Origin of the sequence: Streptomyces sp. NBC_00076 (genome assembly GCF_045041235.1) — a bacterium.
Taxonomy (GTDB): domain Bacteria; phylum Actinomycetota; class Actinomycetes; order Streptomycetales; family Streptomycetaceae; genus Streptomyces.
The window spans coordinates 7,385,404-7,408,827 of sequence record NZ_CP108242.1; the positions used below are offsets into that span (position 1 = coordinate 7,385,404).

Annotated in this window: 23 protein-coding genes; 22 read left to right on the top strand and 1 reads right to left on the bottom strand. The window is 70.0% G+C overall.

Going from position 1 to position 23,424, the window contains the following annotated elements; translation table 11 throughout:
- The first annotated feature begins 361 nt into the window (after positions 1–361).
- The 5 genes from OHA64_RS33750 (at position 362) to ffh (ending at position 8,035) form a co-directional block, all read left to right on the top strand.
- Positions 362–1,900 carry a hypothetical protein gene (locus OHA64_RS33750; RefSeq protein WP_405619619.1) on the top strand — a complete coding sequence of 513 codons (1,539 nt, stop codon included), beginning with the start codon at positions 362–364 and terminating at the stop codon, positions 1,898–1,900.
- Positions 1,901–2,225: 325 nt separating this feature from the next.
- Positions 2,226–3,566: an ammonium transporter gene (locus OHA64_RS33755; protein ID WP_405619621.1), complete on the top strand. Its 1,341-nt coding sequence runs from the start codon at positions 2,226–2,228 to the stop codon at positions 3,564–3,566.
- The gene (locus tag OHA64_RS33760; RefSeq protein WP_003997576.1) at positions 3,563–3,901 is read left to right on the top strand and encodes a P-II family nitrogen regulator; all 339 of its coding nucleotides are present in this window, start codon (positions 3,563–3,565) and stop codon (positions 3,899–3,901) included. Before OHA64_RS33755 ends, OHA64_RS33760 begins: the two co-directional genes overlap by 4 nt.
- A 25-nt stretch (positions 3,902–3,926) precedes the next feature.
- Entirely contained in the window at positions 3,927–6,374 is a 2,448-nt protein-coding gene (locus tag OHA64_RS33765; RefSeq protein WP_405619623.1) for a [protein-PII] uridylyltransferase, read from the top strand.
- 110 nt (positions 6,375–6,484) lie between these two features.
- On the top strand, positions 6,485–8,035 hold the full coding sequence (gene ffh, locus OHA64_RS33770; protein ID WP_405619625.1) for a signal recognition particle protein: 1,551 nt from the start codon (positions 6,485–6,487) through the stop codon (positions 8,033–8,035).
- Between the two features lie 120 nt (positions 8,036–8,155).
- Here the strand turns inward: ffh and OHA64_RS33775 are convergent, their stop codons facing one another.
- Entirely contained in the window at positions 8,156–9,010 is an 855-nt protein-coding gene (locus OHA64_RS33775; RefSeq protein ID WP_405619627.1) for a methyltransferase domain-containing protein, read from the bottom strand.
- Between the two features lie 197 nt (positions 9,011–9,207).
- On the opposite strand from OHA64_RS33775, the gene proS reads away from it, so the two are divergent.
- From proS to whiG, 17 genes are all read left to right on the top strand, one after another.
- On the top strand, positions 9,208–10,623 hold the full coding sequence (gene proS, locus OHA64_RS33780; protein WP_405619629.1) for a proline--tRNA ligase: 1,416 nt from the start codon (positions 9,208–9,210) through the stop codon (positions 10,621–10,623).
- Between the two features lie 261 nt (positions 10,624–10,884).
- Complete coding sequence (locus OHA64_RS33785) at positions 10,885–11,487, top strand: hypothetical protein (RefSeq protein ID WP_405619631.1); 603 nt, start codon at positions 10,885–10,887, stop codon at positions 11,485–11,487.
- Positions 11,488–11,856: 369 nt separating this feature from the next.
- Complete coding sequence (gene rpsP / locus OHA64_RS33790) at positions 11,857–12,276, top strand: 30S ribosomal protein S16 (RefSeq protein WP_405619633.1); 420 nt, start codon at positions 11,857–11,859, stop codon at positions 12,274–12,276.
- 5 nt (positions 12,277–12,281) lie between these two features.
- Positions 12,282–12,521 (top strand): RNA-binding protein, encoded by a 240-nt coding sequence (locus OHA64_RS33795; RefSeq protein ID WP_005479813.1) that lies wholly within the window; start codon positions 12,282–12,284, stop codon positions 12,519–12,521.
- A gap of 82 nt (positions 12,522–12,603) precedes the next feature.
- On the top strand, positions 12,604–13,158 hold the full coding sequence (gene rimM, locus OHA64_RS33800) for a ribosome maturation factor RimM (protein WP_405619635.1): 555 nt from the start codon (positions 12,604–12,606) through the stop codon (positions 13,156–13,158).
- Positions 13,158–13,991 (top strand): tRNA (guanosine(37)-N1)-methyltransferase TrmD, encoded by an 834-nt coding sequence (gene trmD, locus OHA64_RS33805; protein ID WP_405619637.1) that lies wholly within the window; start codon positions 13,158–13,160, stop codon positions 13,989–13,991. The genes rimM and trmD overlap by 1 nt, the downstream gene beginning before the upstream one ends.
- Before the next feature lie 132 nt (positions 13,992–14,123).
- On the top strand, positions 14,124–14,474 hold the full coding sequence (rplS, locus tag OHA64_RS33810) for a 50S ribosomal protein L19 (protein WP_405619639.1): 351 nt from the start codon (positions 14,124–14,126) through the stop codon (positions 14,472–14,474).
- Between the two features lie 45 nt (positions 14,475–14,519).
- A complete protein-coding gene (gene lepB / locus OHA64_RS33815; protein WP_405619641.1) occupies positions 14,520–15,263 on the top strand; it encodes a signal peptidase I in 744 nt (247 codons plus the stop codon).
- A complete protein-coding gene (gene lepB, locus OHA64_RS33820; RefSeq protein ID WP_405619643.1) occupies positions 15,256–16,353 on the top strand; it encodes a signal peptidase I in 1,098 nt (365 codons plus the stop codon). Before lepB (OHA64_RS33815) ends, lepB (OHA64_RS33820) begins: the two co-directional genes overlap by 8 nt.
- Complete coding sequence (gene lepB, locus OHA64_RS33825; RefSeq protein ID WP_405619645.1) at positions 16,241–17,221, top strand: signal peptidase I; 981 nt, start codon at positions 16,241–16,243, stop codon at positions 17,219–17,221. Before lepB (OHA64_RS33820) ends, lepB (OHA64_RS33825) begins: the two co-directional genes overlap by 113 nt.
- 138 nt (positions 17,222–17,359) lie before the next feature.
- Complete coding sequence (gene lepB / locus OHA64_RS33830; protein ID WP_405619647.1) at positions 17,360–18,130, top strand: signal peptidase I; 771 nt, start codon at positions 17,360–17,362, stop codon at positions 18,128–18,130.
- Positions 18,120–18,650 carry an NUDIX hydrolase gene (locus OHA64_RS33835; RefSeq protein ID WP_405619649.1) on the top strand — a complete coding sequence of 177 codons (531 nt, stop codon included), beginning with the start codon at positions 18,120–18,122 and terminating at the stop codon, positions 18,648–18,650. Before lepB (OHA64_RS33830) ends, OHA64_RS33835 begins: the two co-directional genes overlap by 11 nt.
- 56 nt (positions 18,651–18,706) lie before the next feature.
- The gene (locus tag OHA64_RS33840; RefSeq protein WP_003965949.1) at positions 18,707–19,015 is read left to right on the top strand and encodes a DUF2469 domain-containing protein; all 309 of its coding nucleotides are present in this window, start codon (positions 18,707–18,709) and stop codon (positions 19,013–19,015) included.
- 107 nt (positions 19,016–19,122) lie between these two features.
- A complete protein-coding gene (locus OHA64_RS33845) occupies positions 19,123–19,515 on the top strand; it encodes a YraN family protein (RefSeq protein ID WP_405619651.1) in 393 nt (130 codons plus the stop codon).
- A 1-nt stretch (position 19,516) separates the two neighbouring features.
- A complete protein-coding gene (locus OHA64_RS33850) occupies positions 19,517–21,142 on the top strand; it encodes a YifB family Mg chelatase-like AAA ATPase (RefSeq protein WP_405619653.1) in 1,626 nt (541 codons plus the stop codon).
- Positions 21,139–22,299 (top strand): DNA-processing protein DprA, encoded by a 1,161-nt coding sequence (gene dprA / locus OHA64_RS33855; RefSeq protein WP_405619655.1) that lies wholly within the window; start codon positions 21,139–21,141, stop codon positions 22,297–22,299. Before OHA64_RS33850 ends, dprA begins: the two co-directional genes overlap by 4 nt.
- 270 nt (positions 22,300–22,569) lie before the next feature.
- Positions 22,570–23,412, top strand: coding sequence for an RNA polymerase sigma factor WhiG (whiG, locus tag OHA64_RS33860; protein ID WP_405619657.1), 843 nt, complete (start codon positions 22,570–22,572; stop codon positions 23,410–23,412).
- The last annotated feature ends 12 nt before the right edge of the window (positions 23,413–23,424 follow it).

The window sequence follows — 23,424 nt, forward strand, 5'->3', positions numbered from 1 at the left end:
CGGGTTCACGCGGCGCGCGGAGGCCCCCTGGGTGGTGTGCTCGGCCAAGTGCGCCCCTGAGTGCGTCGCTCCGCCCGCTCGCGCTCGTCCTGTGTCAAGTGAATCGTGTGGAGGCCACCGGGAGTTCATTCGAAGGGGTGGCGAATGGTGGCGTTTCCGAGACCGCCATGGCTGGACGCGTGATCGTGGGATTACTTTGAGTGCACGAGTCCTGGGGCACATGCACTCCTGGGTATGCCGGAGGCAAGCCGGGTTCCCGTTCGAAGGATGGCAACCACCGGACGGGAGGCCGTATTTACCGGCATTCTGATAAGGCTTGGCGCACTCAGTGACAAGTGGTCTCAGGGATGGGGGCGTTCCAGTGAGCGGCAACGGCGGTAGCGGGACGAGCGCGACGAACGCGACGGCCGCGATGAACGCGACGACCGCGACGAACGCGACGACTTCGACGAACACGGACAAGCGCCCCAACGAGCTGCTCACGTCGTGGTTCGTGCGCAGCGGGTGGTCCAAGGGCGAGCTGGCGCGCCAAGTCAACCGCCGGGCCCGCCAGTTGGGGGCCAACCACATCTCCACCGACACCTCGCGGGTACGTCGCTGGCTGGACGGCGAGAACCCCCGCGAACCCATCCCCCGCATCCTGTCGGAGCTGTTCTCCGAGCGGTTCGGCTGTGTCGTCTCCGTCGAGGACCTCGGACTGCGCACCGCCCGGCAGTTGCCCTCCGCGACCGGCGTCGACCTGCCCTGGACGGGCCCGCAGACCGTGGCCCTGCTCAGCGAGTTCTCGCGCAGCGACCTGATGCTGGCGCGGCGCGGCTTCCTCGGAACCTCGCTGGCCCTGTCCGCGGGCCCGTCCCTCATCGAGCCCATGCAGCGCTGGCTGGTGCCCGCGCCCGCGGCCTCGCACCAGGAGCCCGAACCGGCCTCGTCCTCGGCCCGCCGCGGCCGGCTGTCCAGGCCCGAGCTGGAGTTACTGGAGTCGACCACGGTGATGTTCCGCCAGTGGGACGCCCAGTGCGGCGGCGGCCTGCGTCGCAAGGCGGTCGTCGGCCAGTTGCACGAGGTGACCGATCTCCTCCAGGAGCCCCAGCCCGAGGCCACCACCCGCAAGCTGTTCAAGGTGGCCGCCGAGCTCGCGGAACTGGCCGGCTGGATGTCGTACGACGTCGGACTGCAGCCCGCCGCGCAGAAGTACTTCGTCCTCGCCCTGCACGCCGCCAAGGAGGCGGGCGACAAGCCGCTCGGCTCGTACGTGCTGTCCAGCATGAGCCGCCAGATGATCCACCTCGGCCGGCCCGAGGACGCGCTGGAGCTGATCCACCTCGCTCAGTACGGCAGCCGGGACTGCGCGAGCCCGCGCACCCAGTCCATGCTGTATGCGATGGAGGCCCGCGCCTACGCCAACATGGGGCAGCCCGGCAAGTGCAAGCGGGCGGTCCGGATGGCCGAGGACGCCTTCGGCGACATCGACGAGTGGGACGAGGCGGACCCCGACTGGATCCGCTTCTTCTCCGAGGCCGAGCTGTACGGCGAGAACTCCCACTCCTACCGCGACCTCGCCTACGTCGCCGGCCGCAGCCCCACGTACGCCTCCCTGGCCGAGCCCCTGATGCGACGGGCCGTCGAGCTCTTCGCCAAGGATGACGAGCACCAGCGGTCGTACGCACTGAACCTCATCGGGATGGCCACCGTGCACCTCCTCCAGCGGGAGCCCGAGCAGGGCACCGTACCGGCCGCGCAGGCCATGCAGATCGCCAAGAAGGTGCGCTCCGAGCGCGTGAACACTCGTATCCGCAAGACCGTCGACACGGCTGTACGCGATTTCGGCGAGCTCGCCGCGGTCGTGGACCTCACAGACCAGCTCGCCGTGGAGCTGCCCGAGACCGCCGAGGCGGTCTGACGGGGGCGGCGCCACCCCTGGACCCCGGCCGCGGCCGGCCCTCCCGAACTGCCCGACTCGGCTCCCCCATGCCAGGTCATCGGAAGGCCGACCGCGGCCGGCCTGCTTCCTGCACCGAAGGTTGCGCCACGATAACGATCGACTCGGCCGAAATCCGCCAGTTCATCGACGCGTAACACAGAAGGCGCCTTCGTCACGGCGGCGAAACAACGAGGGGCTTCCATCGAAATGGTGCTGCGCCAATCTCATGGCGCATAACCGGCCCACCCCTCATACCGCTCAGGCTTCGCCCGCACGGGGCCGTACCAATGACGAGGAGACGCCGATGGCATCAGCCGCCATCACGCTTGCGGCGGAGGCACCCAAGTTGTCGTCCGCCAACACAGGCTTCATGCTTATCTGTTCCGCCCTGGTGCTGCTCATGACCCCGGGCCTGGCCTTCTTCTACGGAGGCATGGTCCGGGTCAAGAGCACCCTGAACATGCTGATGATGAGCTTCATCAGTATCGGGATCGTCACGATCCTGTGGGTCCTGTACGGCTTCTCCCTTGCCTTCGGCACGAGTAACGGCTTCATCGGCTTCAATTCCGACTGGCTGGGACTCAGCAACATCGGGCTGACGGAGCTCTGGGACGGCTACACGATCCCGATCTTCGTGTTCATGATCTTCCAGATGATGTTCGCGGTCATCACGCCGGCCCTGATCAGCGGTGCCATCGCGGACCGCGTCAAGTTCTCGGCCTGGGCGCTCTTCGTCGCCCTGTGGCTCACGATCGTCTACATCCCGGTGGCCCACTGGGTATGGGGCGCCGACGGCTGGGCCTTCAAGCTCGGTGTGATCGACTTCGCCGGTGGTACCGCGGTCCACATCAACGCCGGTGCCGGCGCTCTCGGTGTGATCCTGGTGATCGGCAAGCGCGTCGGCTTCAAGAAGGACCCGATGCGTCCGCACAGCCTCCCGCTGGTCATGCTCGGCGCCGGTCTGCTGTGGTTCGGCTGGTTCGGCTTCAACGCCGGCTCGTGGCTCGGCAACGACGACGGCGTGGGCGCGCTGATGTTCGTCAACACGCAGGTCGCCACCGCCGCCGCCATGCTGGCGTGGCTCGCCTACGAGAAGATCCGCCACGGCGCGTTCACCACGCTGGGCGCCGCCTCCGGCGCGGTCGCCGGTCTGGTCGCCATCACCCCGTCCGGCGGAGCCGTCTCCCCGCTCGGCGCGATCGCCGTCGGCGCCATCGCCGGCGTCGGCTGTGCCGCGGCCGTGGGCCTGAAGTACAAGTTCGGCTTCGACGACTCCCTCGACGTGGTCGGTGTCCACCTGGTCGGCGGTATCCTCGGCTCCCTGCTGATCGGCTTCTTCGCCACCGGCAAGGGCCAGTCCACCGCGACCGGCGTGTTCTACGGCGACCACTCGTTCACCCAGCTGTGGAAGCAGTTCGCCGGTGTCGGCGCGGTCCTCGCCTACTCCCTGATCGCCTCCGCGATCCTCGCCTTCCTCCTCGACAAGACCATCGGTATGCGGGTCACCGAGGACGAGGAGGTCGCAGGCATCGACCAGGCCGAGCACGCCGAGACCGCATACGACTTCAGCGGCGCCGGCGGCGGTGTCGTCGCAGCCTCCGGTCCCGCCCTGGCCGCGACGCAGAGCAAGAAGGTGGACGCATGAAGCTCATCACCGCCGTCGTCAAGCCCCACCGGCTCGACGAGATCAAGGAAGCCCTCCAGGCCTTCGGAGTCCACGGCCTGACGGTCACCGAGGCGAGCGGCTACGGTCGTCAGCGGGGCCACACCGAGGTCTACCGCGGTGCCGAGTACACGGTCGACCTGGTCCCCAAGATCCGTATCGAGGTGCTGGCCGAGGACGACGACGCCGAGCAGTTGATCGACGTCATCGTCAAGGCGGCCCGCACCGGCAAGATCGGTGACGGCAAGGTCTGGTCCCTGCCGGTCGAGACGGCCGTACGGGTCAGGACCGGCGAGCGCGGCCCGGACGCGCTCTAACAGAAGAAACGACAGGAGTCGCTGGGTGACGAGTACGGACGTGCGCAAGGAAGCAGAGGACTCGGGACCCAGCGGCTACGCGGCGGCCCGGCTGCGCCTCCTCACTGAGGGGGCGCAGTCCGGGCCGCCGCGCCGTACGGCGCTCTCCGAACTGACGGACGACTGGCTGTCGGGGCTGTTCGGCGCCGGCGCCGAGAACCTGCGCGGGGTCTCCCTCGTCGCGGTCGGCGGCTACGGCCGCGGGGAACTGTCCCCACGCAGCGACCTGGATTTGCTCCTGCTGCACGACGGCAGCGACTCCGGCGCGGTCGCCGCGCTGGCCGACCGCATCTGGTACCCCGTCTGGGACCTGGGCCTGGCCCTCGACCACTCGGTCCGCACCCCCGCCGAGGCCCGCAAGACGGCCGCCGAGGACCTCAAGGTGCAGCTGGGGCTGCTCGACGCCCGCCACCTCGCCGGTGACCTGGGGCTGACGGCCGGCCTGCGGACCACTGTCCTCGCCGACTGGCGCAACCAGGCCCCGAAACGCCTCCCCGAGCTCCAGGAACTGTGCGCGGAGCGTGCCGAACGGCAGGGGGAGCTGCAGTACCTGCTGGAGCCCGACCTGAAGGAGGCGCGAGGCGGGCTGAGGGACGCCACGGCGCTGCGCGCGGTCGCCGCCTCCTGGCTGGCCGACGCCCCGCGCGAGGGCCTCGACGACGCCCGGCGCCGACTGCTCGACGTGCGGGACGCCCTGCACCTGACTACGGGCCGCGCGACCGACCGGCTCGCACTCCAGGAACAGGACCAGGTCGCGGCCGAGCTCGGCCTGCTCGACGCCGACACGCTGCTGCGGCAGGTGTACGAGGCGGCGCGGGTCATCTCGTACGCCAGTGACGTCACCTGGCGCGAAGTGGGCCGCGTGCTCAGGTCCCGCTCGGTCCGGCCGCGCCTGCGCGCCATGCTGGGCGGCGGCAAGCCGGTCTCCGAACGCTCGCCCCTGGCGGAGGGCGTGGTGGAGCAGGACGGCGAGGTGGTGCTCGCCCGTGCCGCGCGCCCCGAGCGCGATCCCGTCCTCCCGTTGCGTGCCGCGGCCGCGGCCGCGCAGGCCGGTCTTCCGCTCTCCCTGCACGCCGTACGGCGTCTGGCCGCCACCGTGCGACCCCTGCCCACGCCCTGGCCCGCCGAGGCGCGTGAACAACTGGTGACCCTGCTCGGATCCGGCAGTCCCACGATCGACGTCTGGGAGGCGCTGGAGGCCGAAGGCCTGATCACCCGTCTGCTGCCGGACTGGGAGCGGGTGCGCTGCCGCCCGCAGCGCAACGCCGTGCACATCTGGACCGTCGACCGGCACCTCATCGAGACCGCCGTACGCGCCTCCGAGTTCACCCGGCGCGTCCACCGCCCCGACCTCCTCCTGGTCGCCGCGCTGCTGCACGACATCGGCAAGGGCTGGCCCGGCGACCACTCCGTGGCCGGCGAGATCATCGCCAAGGACGTGGCCGCCCGCATCGGGTTCGACCGCGCGGACGTGACCGTGCTCTCCACCCTCGTACGCCATCACCTGCTGCTGGTCGACACGGCCACCCGGCGCGACCTGGAGGACCCGGCCACCGTCCGTTCGGTCGCTGACGCGGTCGGCTCGCAGAGCACGCTGGAGCTGCTGCACGCGCTCACCGAGGCGGACGCGTTGGCCACCGGCCCGGCCGCCTGGTCGTCCTGGCGGGGCTCGCTCGTCGCCGATCTGGTCAAGCGCGTCTCCGCGGTCCTGTCCGGCGACGTACCGGATGACCCGGAGGCCGCCGCGCCCACCGCCGAGCAGGAGCGGCTCGCCATCGAGGCGGTCGCGACCGGCGGCCCGGTGCTGGCGCTGCGCGCACAGACCGAACCGCCGACGGAGGAGCAGCCGTCCGGCGATCCGGAGCCGCTCGGCGTCGAACTGCTCATCGCCGTACCGGACAGAGGGGGCGTGCTGCCCGCCGTTGCCGGTGTGCTCGCCATGCACCGCCTCACCGTCCGCACCGCCGAACTGCGCGCCCTGGACCTGCCGGACGGCGTCGACGACTCCGTGCTGCTGCTGAACTGGCGGGTCGCCGCCGAGTACGGCTCCCTGCCGCAGGCCGCGAGGCTGCGCGCCGACCTCGTACGGGCCCTGGACGGGTCGCTGGACATCGCCGGGCGCCTCGCCGAGCGGGACGCCGCGTATCCGCGCCGCCGGGGTGTCGTGGCGCCCGCCGCGCGGGTGTCGGTCGCCCCGGCCGCGTCCCGGCTGGCGACCGTGATCGAGGTTCGCGCCCATGACGCGCCCGGTCTGCTGCACCGGATCGGGCGGGCGCTGGACGAGGCGAAGCTCCGGGTGCGCAGCATGCACGTCTCCACACTGGGTGCCAACGCCGTGGACGCCTTCTACGTGACCGGCCCCGAAGGGGCGCCGCTGCCCAGCGAGGAGGCGGCCGTGGTGGCGCGGAGACTGGAGGAGACACTGCGCGGCTGACCGGCCAGGACCCGGTCTTCGACCGACCGTGACCCGGTCCGGTGGAGGCGGGATACCCTGGAGGGCGATTCCGAAGCCTGCCACCGACGACCCCGAGGACCGCGAGCGCCGTGTTCGATACTCTTTCCGATCGCCTCTCAGCGACCTTCAAGAACCTGCGCGGCAAAGGACGGCTCTCCGAGGCGGACATCGACGCCACCGCGCGCGAGATCCGCATCGCGCTCCTCGAGGCGGATGTGGCCCTGCCGGTCGTCCGGACGTTCATCAAGAACGTCAAGGAGCGTGCCCTCGGCGCCGATGTCTCCAAGGCGCTGAACCCGGCCCAGCAGGTCCTGAAGATCGTCAACGAGGAACTCGTCACGATCCTCGGCGGCGAGACCCGGCGCCTGCGCTTCGCCAAGCAGCCGCCGACCGTGATCATGCTGGCGGGTCTGCAGGGTGCCGGTAAGACCACTCTCGCGGGCAAGCTCGGCCGCTGGCTGAAGGAGCAGGGCCACTCGCCCCTCCTGGTCGCCGCCGACCTCCAGCGCCCCAACGCGGTGAACCAGCTCAGCGTGGTCGCCGAGCGCGCGAGCGTCGCCGTGTACGCGCCCGAGCCGGGCAACGGCGTCGGCGACCCGGTGAAGGTCGCCAAGGACTCCATCGAGTTCGCCAAGACCAAGGTCCACGACATCGTGATCGTGGACACCGCCGGCCGCCTCGGCATCGACGCCGACATGATGCAGCAGGCCGCGGACATCCGGGACGCGGTGTCGCCGGACGAGATCCTGTTCGTCGTCGACGCGATGATCGGTCAGGACGCGGTCAACACGGCCGAGTCCTTCCGGGACGGCGTCGGATTCGACGGCGTGGTGCTCTCCAAGCTCGACGGTGACGCCCGCGGTGGTGCCGCCCTGTCGATCGCCTCGGTCACCGGCAAGCCGATCATGTTCGCGTCGAACGGCGAGAAGCTCGAGGACTTCGACGCGTTCCACCCGGACCGGATGGCCTCCCGCATCCTCGACATGGGTGACCTGCTCACCCTGATCGAGCAGGCGGAGAAGACGTTCAGCCAGGAAGAGGCCCAGAAAATGGCCTCCAAGCTGGCGTCCAAGAAGGGCCAGGAGTTCACGCTCGACGACTTCCTGGCGCAGATGGAGCAGGTCCGCAAGATGGGCTCCATCTCCAAGCTGCTCGGCATGCTCCCGGGCATGGGGCAGATCAAGGACCAGATCAACAACCTGGACGAGCGCGACGTCGACCGTACGGCCGCGATCATCAAGTCGATGACCCCGGCCGAGCGCCACGAGCCGACGATCATCAACGGTTCCCGCCGCGCCCGTATCGCCAAGGGTTCCGGAGTGGACGTCAGCGCCGTCAAGAACCTGGTCGAGCGGTTCTTCGAGGCGCGCAAGATGATGTCCCGCATGGCCCAGGGCGGCGGCATGCCCGGTATGCCGGGGGTTCCGGGCATGGGTGGCGGCCCCGGCCGCTCCAAGAAGCAGCCGAAGAAGGCCAAGGGCAAGCAGCGCTCCGGCAACCCGATGAAGCGCAAGCAGCAGGAGCAGGAGGAGGCCGCGCGCCGCGCCGCCGCGGCCGAGGGCGGCGCCTTCGGCGTGCCGGGCCAGCAGGCCCCGCAGGACTTCGAACTGCCGGACGAGTTCAAGAAGTTCATGGGCTGACGGATGGTGGACGCGGCTCAGTGCTGAGCCCGTCCGTACGTCGCCGGGGGTGCCTCTCCTTTCACGGAGGGGCACCCCCGGCGCGTACCGCACGCCGGTGAAGCAGGGGCCCACACGGGTCTACGGGACCCGCGCGATCAGGTACCGGAACACGTTGGACATCCACACCGTGCCGTCCCGGCGCTGATGCGGATGCAGCGCCTCCGTCAGTTCCTTGTCCACCTGCGCCTGGTCCGTCGCGGAGATCGCCGCGTCGAAGAGTCCCGTCGACAGCAGCCCCCGTACGGCGCTTTCGGTGTCGGCGTACCCGAACGGGCAGGCGACCCGGCCGGAACCGTCCGGCTTGAGGCCCGTCCGGTGGGCGACCTCCTCCAGGTCGTCACGGAGGGCGGGGCGCCAACTGGCCGCGCCACGCAGTGGATCGGCCAGCTTGGTGGCCACCCGCAGCACGGACGTCGTGGCGCAGCGCTCCGGCGGACCCCAGCCGGCCAGCACCACGGGCGTCCCGCGCTCCGCCAGCGGCGACGCCGAGGCGAGCAGCTCACCGAGCCCCTCCGAGTCACCCGCGAGACATCCGATGGGCTCGAAGGCGGTCACCAGGTTGTACGCGGGCGACTCCGCGTCGGCCGTGTCCTCGGGCGTTCCCTCGACGAGCCGGGCCTCGCCACGCGCGCGCGTGCCCCTCGCCTCCGGCAGCAGCCGCTCACGCGCGAGGGCGAGCCGTTCGGGGGAGTCGTCGACACCGGTGACCGCGGCGCCTCTGGAGGCTGCCATCAGCAGGGCCAGCCCGGAACCGCAGCCGAGCCCCAACAGCCGTGTGCGCGGGCCCACTTCGAGTCGCTTGTGGACGGCCTCGTAGAGCGGCACCAGCATCCGCTCCTGGATCTCGGACCAGTCACGCGCGCGTGCACCGCGGTCCGGACGGAAGGTCTCTCCCGTGCCGGGCCGGTGCTGCCGCACGAGCGTAGGTGTCATAGGTAAGCGCCCCAATCCGCCGAGTTTCCCCTGTGCCCGTTTCCTGAGCCCCCGTGCAGTGCGCTCGCACTTCCCCCGTATGCCAGGTAACTCCGCACTCGACCGCGCGTCCAGGGGTTGTCGAGCCCCGCTTGCGGATGGACTGTGCCAGTGGCGAGATTTCACATGCCGGCAACCTGGGCCCGTACCATCGCGCCATGGCAAAGGCACCCGTTCTCACACCGCGGGCGGAAGACTTCCCGCGCTGGTACCAGGATCTGATCGCCAAGGCCGAACTGGCCGACAACGGGCCGGTGCGCGGCACCATGGTGATCCGACCGTACGGGTACGGACTGTGGGAGCGGATGCAGGCCGAGATGGATGCCCGGATCAAGGCGACGGGCACGCAGAACGCGTACTTCCCGCTGCTGATCCCGCAGTCGTACCTCACCCGCGAGGCCGACCACGTCGAGGGCTTCGCGCCGGAACTCGCGGTCGTCACCCACGGCGGGGGCAAGGAGCTGGAGGAGCCGGCCGTGGTCCGCCCCACCTCCGAGATGATCGTCAACGACTACTTCTCGAAGTGGGTGCAGAGCTACCGCGACCTGCCCCTCCTCATCAACCAGTGGGCCAACGTGGTCCGTTGGGAGCTGCGCCCCCGTCTGTTCCTGCGGACGACCGAGTTCCTGTGGCAGGAGGGCCACACCGCACACGCCACCTACGAGGACGCCCGGGACTTCGCCTCCCGCATCCACCGCGAGGTCTACGAGGACTTCATGGTGAACGTCCTCGCGATGGACGTCGTCCCCGGTCGCAAGACCGTCAGGGAGCGGTTCGCCGGCGCCGTCAACACCCTCACGCTCGAAGGCATGATGGGCGACGGCAAGGCCCTGCAGATGGCGACCAGCCACGAGCTGGGCCAGAACTTCGCCAAGGCCTTCGACACCCGGTACCTGTCGAAGGAGGGCACGCAGGAACTGGTGTGGCAGACCTCCTGGGGATCGACCACCCGCATGATCGGCGCCCTGGTGATGATGCACGGCGACGACAACGGCCTGCGTGTCCCGCCGCGGCTCGCCCAGACCCAGGTCGTCGTCCTCGCCATCAAGGGCGACGACACGGTTCTGGCCAAGGTCCACGAGATCGGCGATCAGTTGCGGGCGGCGGGTCTGCGTGTCCATGTCGACGACCGCACCGACACGCCGTTCGGGCGCCGCGCCGTCGACTGGGAGCTGAAGGGCGTACCCGTACGCGTCGAGGTCGGGCCCCGTGACCTGGAGAACGGCACCGTGATGCTGGCGCGGCGGATCCCGGGCGGCAAGGAGGCGGTGCCCCTGGACGCGTTGCCGGGACTGCTTCCCGCCGTCCTGGAGGAGGACCAGGCGCTGCTGCTGGAACAGTCCCGCGAACGCCGGAAGTCCCGCACCTATGACGCGTCCACGATCGAGGAGGCCGTCGAGGTGACCGGGGCCGGCGGCTGGGCGCGCATCCCCTGGGCGGTGCTCGGCGAGGAGGGCGAGGCCAGGCTGGGCGAGCACGCCGTGACCGTACGGTGTCTGGTCGCCGAGGACGGGTCGGTGCCGGAGGCCGACGAGGCGCCCGGTAACGTCGCGATCGTCGCGCGCGCTTACTGAGGTAACGCCTTCCGGCGGCAGAGCGACCGAAAACGCCTCTTGCGCAACGGCTGACCGCAGGTACCCCGGCGCGTGGACACGATCTACGTGCCGGGTCGTACGGGAGACTACGCACCAGCTTGGTACGAGCTGTGAGGCTTCTCCGCAGATCAGCGCACCCGCCCTCGTCCGGACGCATCAGTGCCAACTGACGGGTACGTGCAAATTATTTGGGATGCCCCGGAATAGGAACACAGCGGCACCCTGGCTCGTTGTCATTACGTGAGCACGACACAGACACCACCTGTTCTCGCCGCAGAGCTGGCACAGGCGTGGGCCGACATTCAGCGGTACCACCCCGAGCTGCCCGATCTTGCCGCGCCAGAGTCCCTGATCGGGGAGTCGTCGTCCGCGTGCGGTCACGAGCTCTCCTTCGAGCGACTGCTTCACGAGGCAGTCCATGGCATCGCCGCCTCGCGCGGCATCCGCGACACCTCGCGGGCCGGCCGCTACCACAACCGCAGATTCCTCGCGATCGCCGAGGAGATGGGCCTGGACCACCCCGAGGAGCCGCACCCCAGCAGCGGTTTCTCCCTGGTCACGCTCACTCCCGAGGCGAAGCGCCGCTACCGCCCGACCATCGAGCGCCTGCAGCGGGCCCTCAAGGCCCACACGGCCGCGACCGCCGCGGACACGGCCCGCTCCTTCCGCGGCCCGGCCGCCCGCCACGGTTCCTCCGGTGGCGGCGTCCGAGTCAAGGCCGTCTGCGACTGCGGCCGCAACGTCCGGGTCGTCCCGTCGGTCCTGGCCCAGGCCCCGATCGTCTGCGGCGGCTGCGGGAAGCCGTTCAGAATCCCGGAGGTCGTGGGCGCGGCGGCGAGCTGACGCGACCGCGAACCGACGCCCCCGCGTGATCGGGTACCGGCATCTCGTGGCTGCCGGTCGAGCCTGAGGCGTGGGCGTGGGTGCCGCTGCGGAGTCGCAGGGGCACCCACGGCGCCGGGCCGTGCGGCTTCGCGACGGCACCCGAAGCGCCGGAAGTGCCGGGTGCACCTCAGACGTGCCCAGCTCCAGCTCCCTGCGGCCCCGGTCCAGAGCGACTCGCGGGGTGTGGCACAATGGCTAGCTGTACTCGACAGCCGCACAGGAACCCTCTCGCCTCCGGCTGACGCGTCCATCGGGCACTCGGGTACCGCAACCCCACGCGGCCATCTGCCGTGCCCAACCACGTCAAAACCAGGAGAACCCACTCCCGTGGCAGTCAAGATCAAGCTGAAGCGTCTGGGCAAGATCCGTTCGCCTCACTACCGCATCGTCGTCGCCGACTCCCGTACCCGTCGTGACGGTCGTGCGATCGAGGAGATCGGCCTGTACCACCCGGTGCAGAACCCCTCGCGCATGGAGGTCGACGCCGACCGCGTCGCCTACTGGCTCTCCGTCGGCGCCCAGCCGACCGAGCCCGTGCTCGCCATCCTGAAGAAGACCGGCGACTGGCAGAAGTTCAAGGGCGAGCCCGCCCCGGCTCCGCTGCTCCAGCCGGCCGAGAAGTCCGCGCGTCCGCTGTTCGAGGCTCTCGGCGGCGACGACGAGGGTAAGGGTGAGGCGATCACCCAGAAGAAGAAGGCTGAGAAGAAGGACGAGGCTGCTGCCGAGTCCCAGTCCACCGAGGCCTGAGCACCATGCTCGAAGAGGCGCTTGAGCACCTCGTGAAGGGCATCGTCGACAACCCTGACGACGTGCAGGTCGCCTCGCGCGACCTGCGTCGTGGGCGCGTGCTGGAAGTCCGGGTCCACCCGGACGACCTCGGCAAGGTGATCGGCCGCAACGGCCGCACCGCACGCGCCCTGCGTACCGTCGTGGGCGCCATTGGCGGCCGCGGTGTCCGTGTCGACCTCGTCGACGTGGACCACGTCCGCTGACGCGTCGCAGCACCGGCTCGGGCCGGGGAGGGCCACTGGGCCGTCCCCGGCCCGTCGTCGTAGATCAGGAGAACCAAGCACAGTGCAGCTGGTAGTCGCTCGCATCGGCCGTGCCCACGGCATCAAGGGCGAGGTCACCGTCGAGGTCCGCACCGACGAGCCGGAGCTGAGGCTCGGGCCCGGCGCCGTACTGCTCACGGACCCCGCCTCGAAGGGCCCGCTCACCATCGAGACCGGCCGCGTCCACAGCGGCCGTCTCCTTCTGCGTTTCGAGGGCGTGAAGGACCGCACCGGCGCCGAGGCGCTGCGCAACACCCTCCTCATCGCCGAGGTGGATCCGGAGGTGCTCCCCGAGGAGGAGGACGAGTACTACGACCACCAGCTGATGGACCTGGACGTGGTGACGAAGGAAGGTGTTGAGGTCGGCCGTATCACCGAGATCTCGCACCTGCCCTCGCAGGACCTGTTCATCGTGGAGCGCCCGGACGGCAGCGAGGTCCTGATCCCCTTCGTCGAGGAGATCGTCACGGAGATCGACCTGGAGGAACAGAGGGCCGTCATCGACCCCCCGCCCGGCCTGATCGACGACCAGGCCGAGGTCGCCTCCGCTCGGGACTCGTCCGGAGAAGAGTCGTAATGCGCCTCGACGTCGTCACGATCTTCCCCGAGTACCTGGAGCCCCTGAACGTCTCCCTGGTCGGCAAGGCACGCGCGCGTGGACAGCTGAACGTGCACGTGCACGATCTGCGCGAGTGGACGTACGACCGCCACAACACGGTCGACGACACCCCGTACGGCGGCGGCCCGGGCATGGTCATGAAGACCGACCCCTGGGGCGACGCTCTGGACTCCGTCCTGGCGGACGGCTACGAGTCGGGCTCCCACGCGCCGGCCCTGATCGTCCCCACGCCCAGTGGTCGGCCCTTCACCCAGGAACTCGCCGTCGAGCTCTCCGAGCACCCCTGGCTGGTCTTCACGCCCGCCCGCTACGAGGGCATCGACCGCCGCGTGATCGACGAGTACGCGACCCGGATGCCGGTCCACGAGGTGTCCATCGGCGACTACGTCCTCGCCGGTGGTGAGGCGGCCGTACTCGTCATCACGGAGGCCGTGGCGCGGCTGCTCCCCGGTGTTCTCGGCAACGCCGAGTCCCACCGTGACGACTCCTTCGCGCCCGGCGCCATGGCGGGCCTCCTGGAGGGCCCCGTCTACACCAAGCCGCCCGAGTGGCGCGGACGAGGGATACCCGACGTGCTGCTCAGCGGTCACCACGGCAAGATCGCCCGCTGGCGACGCGACGAGGCCCTCCGGCGTACGGCGACCCACCGGCCGGACCTCATCGAGCGCTGCGACCCCAAGGCCTTCGACAAGAAGGACCGCGAGATGCTCTCCATCCTCGGCTGGGCACCCGACCCGGCGGGGGAGCCGTACGGCCGATTTTGGCGCAGGCCAGAAGGCATGGAACAATAGACCGCTGTTGTGCGCCGTCTGGCGTGCGCCCCTGCCACAGGGGGACACGACGCCCGCCCCGACGTGGACAGCATCCTTCCGAAACCTATGTGCCGCTGATGACCTGTGGCATCAGCGAAGAAAGCAGACGAAATGTCTCACCTGCTCGACACCGTCGACAACGCGTCGCTGCGCAGCGACGTCCCGGCCTTCCGCCCGGGTGACACCGTCAACGTCCACGTCCGCGTCATCGAGGGCAACCGCTCCCGTGTGCAGCAGTTCAAGGGCGTAGTCATCCGTCGCCAGGGCGCCGGTGTCCGCGAGACCTTCACGGTCCGCAAGGTCTCCTTCTCCGTCGGCGTCGAGCGCACCTTCCCGGTGCACACCCCGATCGTCGAGAAGATCGAGCTCGTCACCCGTGGTGACGTGCGTCGCGCCAAGCTCTACTACCTGCGCGAGCTGCGCGGCAAGGCCGCGAAGATCAAGGAGAAGCGCGAGAACTGATCTCGCGCGGGAGTCCACAGAAGGGCCGGATAGCATCTGGCCTCGATGGACACCGAAGCACAGCCGACGGAGCGCGACCGCTCCTCCCGCCCTTGTGATGCCGAGGAGATCTCGGACACAGGAGGGCCGGAGGACCGGTCGCGTTTCGCGTTGGTGTCGCGGGCCGCCGCATGGCTGCCCGGCGGGCGGATCGCCCTGACCCTGCTGCTCTGTCTGCTGTTCCTGCTGCTGCTCAGCAACTTCGTCGTGCAGCCCTTCCAGATTCCCAGCGGATCCATGGAAAACGGATTGAGGATCGGGGACCGCGTTCTCGTAAATAAGTTGGCGTACCGTTTCGGTGCCGAGCCGCGGCGAGGCGATGTCGTCGTGTTCGACGGAACCGGGTACTTCGGGGACGCCGACTACGTCAAACGCGTTGTCGGGGTGGGGGGAGACCACGTGGTCTGCTGTGACAAGGAGGGATGGATCGAGGTGAACGGTCGGTCCGTCGACGAGTCGACGTTCCTCTATCCCGGTGACAGCCCCTCCACGGTGCCCTTCGACGTGGTGGTGCCCCGCAGTGGTCTCTTCGTCCTCGGCGACCATCGCAGCCGCTCCAGCGACTCCCGCGACCACCTAGGCTCCCCGGGCGGCGGGATGATCCCCGTCGACGACGTCATCGGCCGGGCCGACTGGGTCCTGTGGCCCGCCGGCCACTTCACCCGACTGGACCGGCCCGCCTCCTACGCGCGTGTGCCCGCCGTCGAAGGGGCGAGCGAGCCGACCACCAGGGCGGGCGCCCATGGGTAACCGGGGCAAGCCGCGCGGCGCCTTGACGAGCGCGGCCGACAACCTGCTGCCCACCGGCTCCCGGCGCTCGTCCGCCGGCCCCGCGGACGGACGCAGCCGGGCCGATCGACGCAAGCTCCAGCGCAAGGTCAAGCGGCGCCGCAGGCGCTCGGCCATCAAGGAGATCCCGCTCCTCGTCGGCGTCGCCGTCCTCATAGCCCTCGTCCTGAAGACCTTCCTCGTCCAGGCGTTCGTGATCCCGTCGGGTTCCATGGAGCAGACGATCCAGATCGGCGACCGGGTCCTGGTCGACAAGTTCACCCCGTGGTTCGGCTCCAAGCCCGAGCGCGGGGACGTCGTCGTCTTCAAGGATCCCGGGGGCTGGCTCCAGGGCGAGCAGCCGACCACCAAGAAGGACGACCCCATCGTCGTCAAGCAGGTCAAGGAGGGGCTCACCTTCATCGGCCTGCTGCCGTCCGACGACGAGAAGGACCTGATCAAGCGGGTCGTCGGCGTCGGCGGAGACAAGGTCAAGTGTTGCGACGCGCAGGGACGGGTCACCGTCAACGGCGTTCCCTTGACCGAGACCTACCTGTATCCCGGCAACGCCCCGTCCTCGACCCAGTTCGACATCACAGTCCCGCCGGGGCGGCTGTGGGTGATGGGTGATCACCGGGCCAACTCCGCGGACTCCCGCGCGCACCAGGACACCGACTACGGGGGCACGGTCTCCGAGAACTCGGTGGTGGGCCGGGCCATGGTCATCGCCTGGCCCTTCGGTCACATGACCAAGCTGAAGGAGCCGGAAACCTACTCTTCCGTGTCCGACTCGGCAGTCGGGTCGACCGCTGCCGCTCCGCCGTCGCTTAGGGTTGCACCCGACGATCCGAACAGATCGGTCCAACTCCCGAGCCCTGCGGAACTCCCGCTCGTTATGGGAGTGGTGGGCCTGCGCCGTGTATGGGGCAGGCGGCAGCGGCGCAGAGTAAGGAGTTGGCGTGGGGGATGTGGCGGTTGGCGCACGGTCCGGGCACGACGGCGAGGAGCACCGCGGACGCCCCGCGGAGACAGCCGTCCCGGCCGCGGACAGCGCCGTGACCTCCGGGAGTGACTCCGGGGCTGCCGAGGACGGCGGGGCGACCGAACAGACCGGGACGGGCGGACGGGGGTCCGGTGACTCGGCTCCCGCGCAGAGGAAGCAGCGCTCCTTCTGGAAGGAGCTGCCCATCCTGATCGGTATCGCGCTCGTGCTCGCGCTGCTGATCAAGACGTTCCTGGTGCAGGCGTTCTCGATCCCCTCGGACTCGATGCAGAACACCCTCCAGCAGGGCGACCGGGTCCTGGTCGACAAGCTCACCCCGTGGTTCGGCTCCGAGCCCGAGCGCGGCGAGGTCGTGGTGTTCCACGACCCCGACAACTGGCTGGCGGGCGAGCCGACGACCGACCCGAACGCGGTGCAGACGTTCCTCAGCTGGATCGGCCTGATGCCGTCCGCCGAGGAGAAGGACCTGATCAAGCGCGTCGTCGGCGTCGGCGGCGACACCATCTCCTGTAAGAACTCCGGTCCGCTGACGGTCAACGGCAAGGCGCTGAACGAGACGTCGTACGTCTACCCCGGCAACACGCCGTGCAGTGTCGACGACCAGGGCGGCCAGTTCACCGTGAAGGTGCCCAAGGGCTACATCTGGGTGATGGGCGACCACCGGCAGAACTCGCGTGACTCGCGCTACAACCAGAGCGACAAGCACAAGGGCATGGTGCCGGTGGACGAGGTCGTCGGGCGGGCCGTCGTGAAGGCCTGGCCGATCAACCGCTGGGGCACCCTGCCGGTCCCGGACACCTTCGACCAGAGCGGCCTGAACGCCCAGTCGTCGGCCTCCACGGCGCTCACGGTCGCCCCCGACGGGATCGCGCTCGTCGGAGTCGTCCCCGTGGCCCTGTGGCGGCGCAGGAAGACCAAGGCCGCGGAGACCCGCTGAAGCAGGTGGTGGACCGTGGGCGGCAGGACATGACTTTCCCGTCGTACGGTCAAGGCTCTTCAAACCCTCGGGCCGTGGTGACCTTGGTCGGGCCGCAGGGCTGACCGGGTCAGGTACCGCCGGGTAGGGTGCGGACCCATGGGTGGCGAGAGCACGACGCGTACGGCCCCGCGCAGCGGCGGCACAGGAACGGGCCCGGTGGGCAGCCGGACCGGACAGCGACTGTCCGGAGTGGCCGTCGCACTGGGCCTTGTGCTGTTCCTGGCGGGATTCGGCTGGGGAGTGGTGGTCTACCGGCCGTACACCGTGCCCACCAGCTCGATGACGCCGACGATCAACGCCGGTAACCGGGTCCTGGCCGAGCGGGTCGACGGTGGCGAGATACGCCGTGGCGACGTCGTCGTCTTCAAGGACACGTCCTGGGTGACCAACGCCCTGGTGGTCAAGCGAGTGGTCGCCGTCGGCGGGGACACGGTGTCCTGTTGCACCGACGGCAGGCTGACCGTCAACGGCAAGAAGATCGAGGAACCGTACCTGCCGGCGGGCAGTGTCGCCGAGAGCACGAACTTTCCGGAGGTGACCGTGCCGAAGGGCCGGCTCTTCCTCCTCGGTGACGAGCGCGAGGGCTCCCTGGACTCCACGGCCCACCTCACGGACGCCGCCCAGGGCACGGTGTCGCAGAACGCCGTGACCGCCCGTGTGGACGCCGTCGTGTGGCCCATGGACGGCATGCTGGAGCGGCCCACCGGCTTCGAGACGCTCGGCGCGCTCTCCACACCGGGCCCGCTGCGCACGATCCTCGTCCTGATCGTCGTCGGCGGGGTGCTCGTCCTCGGCGGTGGCGCGTACGGCCCGATCGCCAAGCGAACGGGCGGCCGCTCCCGGACGGAGCCGGCCGGTGCCCGCTGAGGCGGCGGACGGCGCATTCCACGAGGTCGCGCACTCGGGCGGACTGCGCAAGGTGGCCCGGGTGGTGCTGCTCGACCCGAGCGACCGCATCCTGCTCCTGCACGGCCACGAGCCGGACGATCCGGCCGACGACTGGTGGTTCACCCCGGGCGGCGGCCTGGAGGGCGAGGAGACTCGTGAGGAGGCCGCGCTCCGGGAACTCGCCGAGGAGACCGGCATCACCGAGGTCGAACTCGGCCCGGTGCTGTGGCGGCGGATGTGCTCCTTCCCGTTCGCGGGCCGACGCTGGGACCAGGACGAGTGGTACTACCTGGCCCGCACCACCCAGACGACCACTCGGGCGGCGGCCCTGACCGAGCTGGAGCGGCGCAGCGTCGTCGGAGCGCGCTGGTGGACGTGTCGGGAACTGAGCCAGGCACATGAGACGGTGTATCCGACCAGACTCGCCGAGCTGCTCCAGAGGCTGCTCGACGAAGGTCCCCCGGCCGGGCCCGTGACCCTGGACACCGAAATCGCCTAGGGGCTCGCGGGACTGGCGCACAATGGTGGGATCGCACGGCTGAAGGGGAACATGCCATGAGCGCCGAGGACCTCGAGAAGTACGAGACCGAGATGGAGCTCAAGCTCTACCGGGAGTACCGCGATGTCGTCGGTCTGTTCAAATACGTGATCGAGACCGAGCGGCGCTTCTACCTCACCAACGACTACGAGATGCAGGTGCACTCGGTTCAGGGAGAGGTGTTCTTCGAAGTGTCCATGGCGGATGCCTGGGTGTGGGACATGTACCGGCCGGCGCGCTTCGTGAAGCAGGTCCGTGTCCTCACGTTCAAGGACGTGAATATTGAGGAACTGAACAAGAGCGATCTGGAGTTGCCGGGCGGCTGATCGTCCCCCGTGGGGGTGGTGAAGTTTTCCACAACCGGCGAGTAGCCCACCAAGATCAACTCGCCGGGTCCGTGTGCGTGACGGTTGGTGCCGGAGGTGGTGCCGACATGAACACGCATGAGGCACGCGGTAACACGCATCAGGCACGCAGTGCACTCGGCAGGTACGGCGAGACGCTGGCCGCGCGGCTGCTGGTGGCGGCCGGGATGACGGTCCTGCAGCGCAATTGGCGCTGCGGCAGGACCGGCGAGATCGACATCGTGGCGCGGGACGGCGACGTCCTGGTCGTCTGCGAGGTCAAGACGCGGCGGGCAGGGCTCTTCGAGCATCCGATGTCCGCGGTGACACCCGACAAGGCGGAGCGGCTGCGCGGCCTCGCGGAACGCTGGATCCACGCCCACGGAGGAGCGCCGCCCGGAGGCGTCCGTATCGACCTGGTGGGCGTCGTCCTGCCCAGCCGTGGCGCACCCGTCGTCGAGCACGTCCGAGGGGTGGCCTGAGATGGGGTTCGCGCGGACGTGCTCGGTGGCGCTGGTGGGCGTCGAGGGCGTGGTGGTCGAGGTCCAGGCCGACCTCGAACCGGGGGTCGCCGCGTTCACGCTGGTGGGACTGCCGGACAAGAGCCTGACCGAGAGCCGGGACCGGGTCCGGGCCGCCGTGGTGAATTCCGGCGGCGAATGGCCGCAGAAGAAACTGACGGTGGGGCTCAGCCCCGCATCGGTACCGAAGGCGGGGTCCGGGTTCGATCTCGCTGTGGCCTGTGCCGTTCTCGGCGCCGCCGAGCGGATCGATCCGCGGGTGCTCGCCGACATCGTGATGATCGGCGAGCTGGGACTCGACGGACGGGTGCGTCCGGTCCGGGGCATCCTCCCGGCGGTGCTGGCGGCGGCCGACGCCGGCTACGAGCAGGTCGTCGTGCCCGAGTGCGCCGCCGCCGAGGCGGCCCTGGTGCCGGGCGTTTCCGTACTCGGGGTGCGCAGTCTGCGGCAGCTGATCGCGGTCCTCGCGGACGAGCCCGTGCCCGAGGAGGAACCGGACGAGACCGGCCGCCCGGACCCGCTGCTCGCCGGACTGCGGATGCCGGGCACCGGTGCGGCCACGGGCATGCACAGCATGGGTGCCGCCCAGCTCGACCACGGCCACGACCTCGCCGACGTGGTGGGACAGATGTCGGCGCGTACGGCGGTGGAGGTCGCCGCCGCGGGCGGACACCACCTCTTCCTGTCGGGTCCACCCGGAGCCGGCAAGACGATGCTCGCCGAGCGGCTTCCCGCGGTCCTGCCCCCTCTCAGCCGGGAGGAGTCCCTGGAGGTCACGGCGGTGCATTCGGTGGCGGGGTTGCTTCCCCCGGGCAAGCCCCTGGTCGGTGTCGCCCCCTACTGCGCCCCGCACCACTCGGCCACGATGCAGGCGCTGGTCGGCGGCGGTCAGGGTGTCGCCCGGCCAGGAGCGGTCTCGCTCTCCCACCGCGGTGTCCTGTTCTTGGATGAGACGCCCGAATTCAACAGTCAGGCCCTGGATGCCTTGCGCCAGCCCCTGGAGGCGGGGCACGTGGTGATCGCGCGCAGTGCGGGGGTGGTGCGTTTCCCGGCGAAGTTCCTGATGGTGCTCGCGGCCAACCCCTGCCCGTGCGGACGCTTCTCCCGGACGGACGACATGTGCGAGTGCCCGCCCTCGGCGATCCGGCGTTACCAGGCCCGTCTCTCGGGCCCGCTGCTCGACCGGGTCGACCTCCGTGTCGAGGTGGACCGTGTCACCCGCGCCGAGCTGACGGGGCGCGGCGCCCGGGGGGAGTCGACAGCGGCCGTGGCCGACCGTGTCCGGGGCGCCAGGGCGCGGGCACAGGCCCGACTGGCCGACACTCCCTGGCGTACCAACAGCGAGGTGCCCGGGCGTGAGCTGCGCGGTCGCTGGTACGCCGCGTCCGGCGCCATGGACGAGGCGGAGCGGAACCTGGAGCGGGGCGTGCTGACCGCGCGCGGGCTCGACCGGGTCCTGCGGGTGGCCTGGACCGTCGCGGACCTGGTGGGACACGACAGGCCCGACGCGACGGACGTCGCCCTGGCCCTGCAACTGCGTACCGGCGTGCCACGCGGCGTGCCCATGGCCATCGGGGCCCTGACATGAGCGTCGAAGAGGATCCGGGCGAGCGACTGCTCGACCGTGTGTTCCTCACCCGTGTCATCGAGCCCGGAGACGAGATCGCCGGGCGGTGGGTGCGGGAGTTCGGGGTGGAAGGGGTGGCGAGAAGGCTGAGGGAGGGTGAGGAGGCGCTGCCCGGGGTGAGCGACAAGCGATGGGCCGGGCTGTTGGCCAGGGCCGGTCGGGCCGAACCCGGGCAGGACCTCGCCGCCGCTCGGGCATGCGGGGTGCGGTTCATCTGCCCGGGTCACACCGAGTGGCCGGGACAGCTCGACGATCTGGGGGACGCTCGGCCCCTTGGGCTGTGGGTGCGCGGGCTGCCCCACCTCAGGATGTGGGCGCTCAGATCGGTGGCCGTGGTCGGCGCCCGCGCCTGCACCGAGTACGGCGCCCACATGGCCGCCACGCTCGCGGCCGGCCTCGCCGAGCGCGGCTGGGTCGTGGTGTCGGGCGGGGCCTACGGAGTCGATGGCGCCGCCCACCGCGGTGCCCTGGGCGCCGGCGGCGCGACCGTCGCCGTGCTGGCCTGCGGGGTCGACCGGCCCTATCCGCGCGGACACACCCAGTTGATCACCAGGATCGCGGAACAGGGGCTGGTGGTGGGGGAGTTGCCGCCCGGGGAGCATCCGACGCCGAGCAGGTTCGTGCTGCGTAACCGGGTGATCGCCGCGCTCACCCGGGGCACGCTGGTCGTCGAGGCGGCCTATCGGAGCGGTTCCCTGGTCACGGCGCGGGCGGCACAGCGGTTGGGCCGGTACACCATGGGGGTGCCGGGGCCGGCCACCAGCGGACTTTCCGCAGGTGTGCACGAGCTCCTGCGACAGGACGCGGTACTGGTCACCGATGCCGCGGAAGTCGTCGAACTGGTCGGCGACATGGGGGAGCTGGCCCCGGACCGGCGCGGGCCCGTGGTGCCGCGTGACCTGCTCGACGCTGCCGCACTGAGAGTCCTGGCCGCGCTGCCGGGGCGCGGCGCGGCGACGGCCGACGAGATCGCACGCGGCGCGCAGACCACCCCGGACGACGCGATCGCGAGACTGTACGAACTGCGAGCACTGGGTTACGTCGAACGACATGGCGACGGCTGGAAGTTGACACGCCAGTCGATGATCTCCGTACGCGGTGGTCGACATGGGTGCTGACCGAGTGTGTTCGGCCGTCCGGGGGAACCCCGAAGCCCTTGCCGATTCCCGCAGTTGGCCCGATGTCGCCATCACACAGAGCGATCGAAATGACGCGGTGGAGCGTCCGAGGAACGTATCTGCGCACGGTCCGGGCTATGTCCTTCGCGCACCGCGACACTTCAGTCACGCTACGCTCACCAGGATTCCGACGCAGACAGGCAAGTCGGCATCAGACCGACAGCTCACCCAGGCAGCACCACTTCACGGCAGAACGGTACAAGGCGACGAATGCCCCAGCACACCTCCGGGTCCGACCGGGCGGCGATCCCCCCAGCCGCCCGCGAGGGTGGCAGCGTGCGGCCGCCCGCTCCCTCGACGCTCGACGAGCTGTGGCGGTCCTACAAGGCGACGGGCGACGAGCGCTTACGCGAGCAGCTGATCCTGCACTACTCGCCGCTCGTGAAGTACGTGGCGGGGCGGGTGAGCGTAGGCCTGCCGCCCAACGTGGAACAGGCGGACTTCGTGTCCTCCGGAGTTTTCGGGCTGATCGACGCGATCGAGAAGTTCGACATCGACCGGGAGATCAAGTTCGAGACGTACGCGATCACCCGGATCCGGGGCGCGATGATCGACGAGCTGCGGGCCCTGGACTGGATCCCGCGGTCGGTTCGGCAGAAGGCACGAAACGTCGAGCGGGCGTACGCGACGCTGGAGGCGCGGCTCAGGCGGACGCCGAGCGAGGGTGAAGTGGCCGCCGAGATGGGAATCGGCGTGGACGATCTCCACGCCGTCTTCAGCCAGTTGTCGCTCGCGAACGTGGTGGCCCTCGAGGAGCTGCTACACGTCGGCGGCGAGGGCGGCGACCGGCTGAGCCTCATGGACACGCTGGAGGACACCGCCGCCGACAACCCGGTCGAGGTGGCCGAGGACCGGGAGCTGCGGCGGTTCCTGGCGCGGGCGATCAACACCCTGCCCGAGCGGGAGAAGACCGTGGTGACGCTGTACTACTACGAGGGACTCACGCTCGCGGAGATCGGGAACGTGCTGGGTGTGACCGAGAGCCGGGTGAGTCAGATCCACACCAAGTCCGTGCTTCAGTTGCGGGCGAAACTGGCCGGCTTTGGTCGTTGACCTGGCCGAACG

What these genes read in the sequence shown, in the direction of transcription:
- rplS (WP_405619639.1), top strand. Translation starts at nt 14,124, where the DNA reads ATGTCTCACCTGCTCGACACCGTCGACAACGCGTCGCTGCGCAGCGAC.
- lepB (WP_405619647.1), top strand. Translation starts at nt 17,360, where the DNA reads ATGGGTGGCGAGAGCACGACGCGTACGGCCCCGCGCAGCGGCGGCACA.
- lepB (WP_405619641.1), top strand. Translation starts at nt 14,520, where the DNA reads ATGGACACCGAAGCACAGCCGACGGAGCGCGACCGCTCCTCCCGCCCT.
- dprA (WP_405619655.1), top strand. Translation starts at nt 21,139, where the DNA reads ATGAGCGTCGAAGAGGATCCGGGCGAGCGACTGCTCGACCGTGTGTTC.
- whiG (WP_405619657.1), top strand. Translation starts at nt 22,570, where the DNA reads ATGCCCCAGCACACCTCCGGGTCCGACCGGGCGGCGATCCCCCCAGCC.
- lepB (WP_405619643.1), top strand. Translation starts at nt 15,256, where the DNA reads ATGGGTAACCGGGGCAAGCCGCGCGGCGCCTTGACGAGCGCGGCCGAC.
- OHA64_RS33760 (WP_003997576.1), top strand. Translation starts at nt 3,563, where the DNA reads ATGAAGCTCATCACCGCCGTCGTCAAGCCCCACCGGCTCGACGAGATC.
- OHA64_RS33845 (WP_405619651.1), top strand. Translation starts at nt 19,123, where the DNA reads ATGAACACGCATGAGGCACGCGGTAACACGCATCAGGCACGCAGTGCA.
- OHA64_RS33850 (WP_405619653.1), top strand. Translation starts at nt 19,517, where the DNA reads ATGGGGTTCGCGCGGACGTGCTCGGTGGCGCTGGTGGGCGTCGAGGGC.
- OHA64_RS33795 (WP_005479813.1), top strand. Translation starts at nt 12,282, where the DNA reads ATGCTCGAAGAGGCGCTTGAGCACCTCGTGAAGGGCATCGTCGACAAC.
- OHA64_RS33775 (WP_405619627.1), bottom strand. Translation starts at nt 9,010, where the DNA reads ATGACACCTACGCTCGTGCGGCAGCACCGGCCCGGCACGGGAGAGACC.
- proS (WP_405619629.1), top strand. Translation starts at nt 9,208, where the DNA reads ATGGCAAAGGCACCCGTTCTCACACCGCGGGCGGAAGACTTCCCGCGC.
- OHA64_RS33840 (WP_003965949.1), top strand. Translation starts at nt 18,707, where the DNA reads ATGAGCGCCGAGGACCTCGAGAAGTACGAGACCGAGATGGAGCTCAAG.
- trmD (WP_405619637.1), top strand. Translation starts at nt 13,158, where the DNA reads ATGCGCCTCGACGTCGTCACGATCTTCCCCGAGTACCTGGAGCCCCTG.
- OHA64_RS33755 (WP_405619621.1), top strand. Translation starts at nt 2,226, where the DNA reads ATGGCATCAGCCGCCATCACGCTTGCGGCGGAGGCACCCAAGTTGTCG.